The 6,641-nt window shown below is 45.7% G+C and carries 5 protein-coding genes; 3 read left to right on the plus strand and 2 right to left on the minus strand.

The features are described 5' to 3' along the window. Both QUA83_RS29680 and QUA83_RS29685 read right to left on the minus strand, forming a co-directional pair. On the minus strand, positions 1-217 hold a 217-nt coding region (locus QUA83_RS29680; RefSeq protein ID WP_333297760.1), incomplete at its 3' end, for a hypothetical protein. Continuing rightward, positions 214-873 (minus strand): NAD(P)H-binding protein, encoded by a 660-nt coding sequence (locus tag QUA83_RS29685; RefSeq protein WP_333297761.1) that lies wholly within the window; start codon positions 871-873, stop codon positions 214-216. The genes QUA83_RS29685 and QUA83_RS29680, both read right to left, overlap by 4 nt. 121 nt (positions 874-994) lie before the next feature. On the opposite strand from QUA83_RS29685, the gene QUA83_RS29690 reads away from it, so the two are divergent. From QUA83_RS29690 to QUA83_RS29700, 3 genes are all read left to right on the plus strand, one after another. Then, positions 995-1,708: a DUF1997 domain-containing protein gene (locus QUA83_RS29690; RefSeq protein WP_333297764.1), complete on the plus strand. Its 714-nt coding sequence runs from the start codon at positions 995-997 to the stop codon at positions 1,706-1,708. An 876-nt stretch (positions 1,709-2,584) separates the two neighbouring features. Continuing rightward, positions 2,585-4,798, plus strand: a complete 2,214-nt coding sequence (locus QUA83_RS29695) for an ATP-binding protein (RefSeq protein WP_333297762.1) — start codon at positions 2,585-2,587, stop codon at positions 4,796-4,798. A gap of 226 nt (positions 4,799-5,024) precedes the next feature. Further along, a complete protein-coding gene (locus tag QUA83_RS29700) occupies positions 5,025-6,491 on the plus strand; it encodes a response regulator (RefSeq protein WP_333297763.1) in 1,467 nt (488 codons plus the stop codon). Positions 6,492-6,641 lie beyond the last annotated feature (150 nt).

Below are 6,641 nucleotides of genomic sequence, written 5' to 3' on the forward strand. Positions count from 1 at the left end.
TTCCTTCCCTCACACTCCTGTGGATGCCTTTTATGCTTGTAACTCCTCCTAGTTGTAAAAAACCTACACCTGTCAGCAGGATGCCCGCCCCACAAGAAAATGCACTTTTTGTGGAACAGGCATCTTGCCTGTTATTGACAATGGTGCAACATCTCAGATCCAAATCAAAGTGTTTTTTGTCTGACGCACCGAACCCAAGCGAGGCTAATTCAATCAAATCACACTGGCAAACAACTCCTCAAAACTCTTTTGCGGAGCCTCCGACTTCGCCACAATTTCCACAACCTTGTTGCGAGAAGTCGGCTGAAACAGCGCCTCCACGCAAACTTGGGCTACCTTGGTGCGGGGAATGCTGCTCTCAAACATTTTGTCGGCACCAGTCATGACGATCGCATTTGAATTATCCTCATTTTTGAGACCGCCCGGACGGACGATCGTATAAGTCAAGCCGCTTTTTTGCAAATACTCCTCGGCTTGCTTCTTCCAAACCAGAATCAGCCAAAACAAATTCAGCGGGTGAAAAAACTGAGAGACGCACAGAGAAGTCACAAGCACAAAATGCTCAATGCCCTTAGCCTTAGCTGCATCCACCAAATTTTTAGTACCTTCAAAATCCACCATGTAAGGCGCTGTCGGGTCAAAACCAGGGGTCGCCCCTGTCGCGCACAGCAATACCGTACTATCGCCGATGGCATTGCCCAGGGAAGTCGCATTTAATACATCCCCAGTCACTAACTCAGCCTCCGGTGGTAAAATTTGTCTAGCGGTGTCTAGATTTCGGACTAAGGCGCGCACGGGAATACCTCGCTTGACTAATTCTGCGACGATGCGGCGGCCGGTCTGACCTGTGGCTCCTGCTACAAATGCTTTCATAAGTCGAGTTATGCTGAACTAGGGTAAGTTTTGTTACTATCAATTTCTCAATTGTAGGGAGGAAACTCCCTTAACACATCCCCAACCAGATTGATTGGCGTGTATACCAGGAGAGCATATGATGAAGCAGGATTCCGCTGAATATCAAACTGTTGAAGCTTCTGACGAAAACTACTACCCAGATGCGAGTTTCCAACAGCCCGAAAGTGGAAGTGCGGATGCAGGAGAGGAAGTTGAGCCGATTTGGTTTCACACGCATTTTGAAGACAGCATGGAGATGTACGCCGATGCGGAGACGGTGGCAAAGCATTTGAACAACCACAAGAGTTGGTTTTGCCAGTGCGCTTCGCCGATGAAGGCCCAGCCGATCGGCGAAAACGGCTATGATTTATTAATCGGGCGTTTTGGGGCTTTCGGCTACCGCGTTGAAGCGAGAATTGGTTTAGAGTTGCTGCCGCCTGACGCTGAAGGCTGCTATTTGATTAAGACTATTCCGGTTCCGAATTATACCTCGCCTGGGTATGAAGTGGATTTTCGATCGGCAATGAAGCTAGTGGAGATACCGTCTCAGGAGTTTGCCGCCGATTGGCCGAGCTCGGAACGTGCTAAGCTGCCGCCTGCGATTACCAGCGCTACCTGGAAGCTGGATTTGGCTGTGGGGGTTTGCTTTCCCAAGTTTATTCGATCGATGTCTCAACCTTTAATAGAAAAAACCGGCGATGCGCTTTTGGAAAAAATCATCAAACAAGTTAACCGGCGCTTGACTTATAAAACTCAGGTTGTTTTTCACGAAAGTTTGGGCATTCCTTTTCCGAAAAATCCTAAGAAACATTAAGAATACTTACGCTCTAAGCTGTTGTGCATTTAAATTGTATGTTAAGTGCGGGCTCTCCTGCTCAACCCCTACTCCCCACAAGAGTAAAGCTTTATTTTACTCTGCAATTTAAATGCGGATTAGCTTAACTCACATTTGTAGGGTGTGCACTGCACACCTTACTCATAAGTGCGATCGTCATAACTCATACCCTTGTAGATTTTAGACTTCGGCGTGAGCGCTCAGTCGCACAATTTTAGATTAAATTATGGGGAATAACTGATTGTGTATGGGTTGGGTTCGCGAGTCTACAGTTGCTTTTTTGAAACTGATATCACTGTCTCCGGGTGCTTAGGGCGCGCCTTATGCCTATGTTTTTGAAGCCAACAGTTGCTTGAGCAGTTAATCCAAATAACCAAGTTATTGCTCATAAAATTTAAGGGTAAGGTCAGGATTGCATTTGCCATATAGCAATCCTTGCAAAAGTTGTAATTTTTTTACCCTTCCCCAAACATCCCCGAACCCGCTGGGAGTCCGTAAGAAATTCACAAATGATGCGAGGAGTGCTATATGCTGATTTCTTATCACCGGAATTAGTTTTTATTATGGGTCTATTTAGCACAGGGTTGGACGCAATAGTTTCAAGTCAGATGCTATCAACTTCGACAGCATTATTATTAAAATATTCTCTTTCTGTTATAATTATTTCCCTCCTTATTGCCTCATGATTAAGCAGTTTAGCCGACGCAGTTCAAAGCGGGTTCCGATCGCCCTCGTAAACCAGCAAGTGTCTCAGATCACAAGGCAGATCGATCGCCCTCACTGCCCAAAACCGTAAAATTATGTAACATTATGTAAAGAGTTATCAAAGAACTCTTGCCATATCCGTAGAAAGTTATGACAACAAAACTAAGAGCTAAACACACAGAGAAAATGGAGAGAGACTTGCACGAGTTGAGGGCAGACCAAGAACTGATTCTCAATCAAGTAGACAATGCGATCGCTCTGTTCGACTCGTCTGACTGCTTAGTTTTGTTTAACAAAAAATTGGCGGGAATCTGGGGACTGTCCCCAGAATGGCTGGAAACAAAGCCGAAGTGCCACTTGCTGTTTGCGGAAATTGTCGATCGGGGTTACTTGTCCCTTCAGCAGTGGCAAGAGTTTCAGCAAGCACTCGAAAAATCTCAGCATGAAAGTTTATCATTTTATTTCGAGCAATCCAATGCGGTTTGTTTGGAGGTGTGCGCCACGATTACCAACAGCGGCGGACGGCTGTTTACCTTTCGAGATGTTACGGTATACCAAAACTCCCAAGCTAGCTTGAACGCAGAAGTCAGGCGGCTGAGATTTCTTTTAGGTTTAACCGAACGCCTGCAAAAGTCTGACAGTTTGCAAGAAATAGGTCAGTTTGCCCTCACCTATTTAGTAGAGGCAATGAATGCAGCTTTCGGAGATGTCAAGGTGATTAACGGCAAGGGAAACGATCGGCAAGCGTCGGGGATTTGCAACCAAGTTTCTAGTCAATTTTTGGCTACTTACGGGGAACCCGTAGTCGCAGGAATGCAAGCATTGCTCGACCAAGGCATTCCCTACGGCATCGGTTTGCTGTGGGAAGTGGTGAAAACTGGTAAACCTGTGTTTGTCGAGGATTATGCCCAACATCCCAATGCCGTGCCGGAATTTCGGCATCCGGGAATCGGACAACTGGGCATTTTTCCGATCGCAGCCACCGACGGTACAATTATTGGCGTACTGACGCTGGAGTCTCGCAACGTCAAAAAACTGCAAACCGCCCTCAACCAAGAAGTGCTGGAGGCTGCTTGCCGGACTTTGGGGGCGGCCATCGAGCGGGCTCAGACACAAGAAAACCTGCGCCAAGTTAACGAACAATTAGAGTATTCTTCTCAGTTGAAATCTGAGTTTTTAGCATCAATGTCCCACGAATTGCGGACGCCTCTCAACAGCATTCTCGGCTTTTCTGACTTGCTGCTGCGGCAAACGGCTGGACACTTGAGCGATCGACAAATCAACTATTTAGACCTGATCGAAAAAAGCGGCCAGCACTTGTTGCAGTTAATTAACGATATTCTCGATCTTTCTAAAATTGAAGCCGGGAAAGTAGAACTCAATTTACAACCAGTTCGCGTTCACGAACTCGCGACAGACTGTCTAAAAATGATGCAGCCACGGGCAGACAAAAAGCGAATCGGTTTGTCTTTAGAACTCGACTACCGTATTACTAAAGTTTGGCTCGACGAACGGCGAGTGCGACAAATTGTGATTAATTTACTTTCCAATGCCATCAAATTTACCCCCGAACAGGGACAAGTTAAACTCAGCGGGCGTCTGGCCTACGGCAGCGAAATAGACGGCGACTACCGGCCGGATTGTTCTCCTGTAAATGCCAGCACTCCTTATTTTTGTTTAGAGGTAAAAGACTCCGGCATCGGCATTCCTCAAGACCGCTGGCACTTGCTATTTCGACCTTTTCAACAGGTGGATTCTTCCCTGACTCGGCGCCACGAAGGTACAGGTTTGGGTTTGGCTTTGACTAAGCGATTGGCAGAATTGCACGGGGGGACTGTTTCTTTTCAATCGGTTTGCGATCAGGGAAGTCTTTTCCGCGTTTGGCTGCCTTTGACAGAGATGCGTCAACAGTTGGGAAACTTTGCTTCTTGTGCTTTGGATACCAAGTTAGTTCCTGCTTCTGCGATTGCTTTACCAATTGCCAGGAAGCGGATTTTGATTGTTGAAGACCAGCCTTTTAACCAAATGTTAATTTCTGAGGTGATGGAATTGGAGGGGTACGGGGTAGAGATACTCGCGGATGGGAAGGCGATGGCCGATCGTATTCTCGCCGCCTCTGCTGCCGCGGAGTTGCTGCCGGATTTGATTTTGATGGACATTCAGTTGCCGGATGTTGACGGCTTTGAGTTGATGCGCCGAGTTAAAGCAGATCCTGTCTGGGATTCGGTACCGATGATTGCGGTGACGGCGATGGCGATGCCCGGTGACAGTGAGCGATGTTTGGAAGCTGGCGCTTCTGCTTATTTAAGCAAGCCACTGGATTTGAATTTGACGATCGCTACAGTCCGTTCTTTTCTTGGCTAACAATAATTATTTGCAGTTCCAGCACTGCAATTTATGATAATTGATAACAACCAAGGTTAAACTCAATAGTAGATAAATATCTATATGACTTGCCCGCACTTGCCTCCGAAAGCCTGTTCCTACGAAAAATATCGAGTTTAGTAAGGAGAAATATACCAATCAACCCGTTTTCGAGCTTCCCCACGCGCAACTTCCGAGCTAAATTCAATATATTATATCATATTCCATGTCAAACAAGTCGCCCTGCATCATGTTGGTTGATGACGAGCCAGCTAATCTGACTTTACTGGAAGAGTTATTGCACCTGAAAGGATACGCTACAGTATCAGCGCTATCTGGCCATGAAGCGCTCTCGCTTGCCCGCGCCTCTCGACCCGATTTAATTTTACTAGATATTATGATGCCGGAGATGGACGGTTTTGATGTGTGCGATATCCTACGGAAGGATACGGCATTGCAAACTGTACCGGTGATTTTTTTAACTGCCCTCGATGACGATATGTCTCGCATCAAAGGGTTAGAAATGATGGCTGATGATTATTTGACAAAGCCTTTTAACAGTCGTTTGTTGCTGGCAAAAGTGGAAAATATTTTGCAGTTGAGTCAAATGCGATCGCAAGCTGTATCTTCCCAATTCCACCAGCAGGTAAAAGAGCAAAGCAAACGCCAAATCGCCGCAGCTTGGGAAGCCAACGAATATCTTTCCGAAAAATTTCAGCTATTTGTGCCAGAGCAACTTCTCGAACGAATTGCGCCGCAAGGAATAGAATCAATTCAGTTGGGCAATGTTACAGAAGAAGAGCTGACTGTTTTATTTTGTGACATTCGCGGGTTTACTACGATCGCCGAATCTCAACAAGCTCGCGAGACTTTTGAATGGTTGAACGCTTTTTTTACTAAAATGAACGACTGCATCACGTCTCACGGCGGGTTTATTGACAAATACCTAGGCGATGCAATCATGGCAGTATTTGACAAGCCAAATTCTCACGCCATGAATGCGATCGAAGCCGCAGTAGCAATGCAAGAAACTTTGCAAGAATTTAATGCCAGTCGCCACCAATACAATTTAGAATCTCCCGTCAATATTGGTACGGGAATTAACACAGGTATCGGCATGATCGGCACTTTAGGTTCCGATCGTCGCATGGACTCTACAGTCATAGGCGATGTAGTAAATACAGCTTCTAGGTTAGAAAATTTAACTAAAATATACGGTTGCCAAATTATTGTTAGCGAAAATGCGATCGTTCATGCGAGAGAATTTCTAAATGGCATAAGTTCCAACTCCCACTCAAAAGAAAGTCTATTATTAAAGTGCGACTTAGAAGTGGAAACACAGGAGAGTATTATTTCTACTTCTGGGGCGACTGCTGCTGACAGCCATTTGCCCAGCAACAATTATTACTATCGCTGGATCGATCGAGTAACCCCGCGCGGCAAGCAGCAAGCTATTGAAATCTACGAAATCTGGGCAGCCTCCTGTCCCGACTCTGAGGCAAAGCAGCTTACCCAGGGTTTATTTGACAAAGGAATTCAAGGATGGCAATCCGAAAGATTTGTCGCCGCCTTGGGATATTTTCAGCAACTAATCGAACAAAACCCTGCTGATACAGTCGTCCGTTTTTATATAAGTCGCTGCCAGGAAAAACTAGGTTTTATACCTGTAAGTAACCGATCAGAAATCAAATAAATAGAACCTGTTCGTACTGAGGATTTCAGTCCTATTTCTTACCGCAAATACCAGCTAAGCTAAAATAATTCCGTTCCTAGGGCGTCGGTTCAGTATTAGGAGTTGACAAAAAAAGGAATTTATGAAATTAGCCAGTGCATGAGTTCGACT

The organism is Microcoleus sp. K1-B1, from assembly GCF_036704705.1.
In the GTDB taxonomy this organism is placed as follows: domain Bacteria; phylum Cyanobacteriota; class Cyanobacteriia; order Cyanobacteriales; family Microcoleaceae; genus Microcoleus.

Coding starts and splice junctions, on each gene's coding strand:
- QUA83_RS29685 (WP_333297761.1), bottom strand. CDS start 873: ATGAAAGCATTTGTAGCAGGAGCCACAGGTCAGACCGGCCGCCGCATC.
- QUA83_RS29690 (WP_333297764.1), top strand. CDS start 995: ATGAAGCAGGATTCCGCTGAATATCAAACTGTTGAAGCTTCTGACGAA.
- QUA83_RS29695 (WP_333297762.1), top strand. CDS start 2,585: ATGACAACAAAACTAAGAGCTAAACACACAGAGAAAATGGAGAGAGAC.
- QUA83_RS29700 (WP_333297763.1), top strand. CDS start 5,025: ATGTCAAACAAGTCGCCCTGCATCATGTTGGTTGATGACGAGCCAGCT.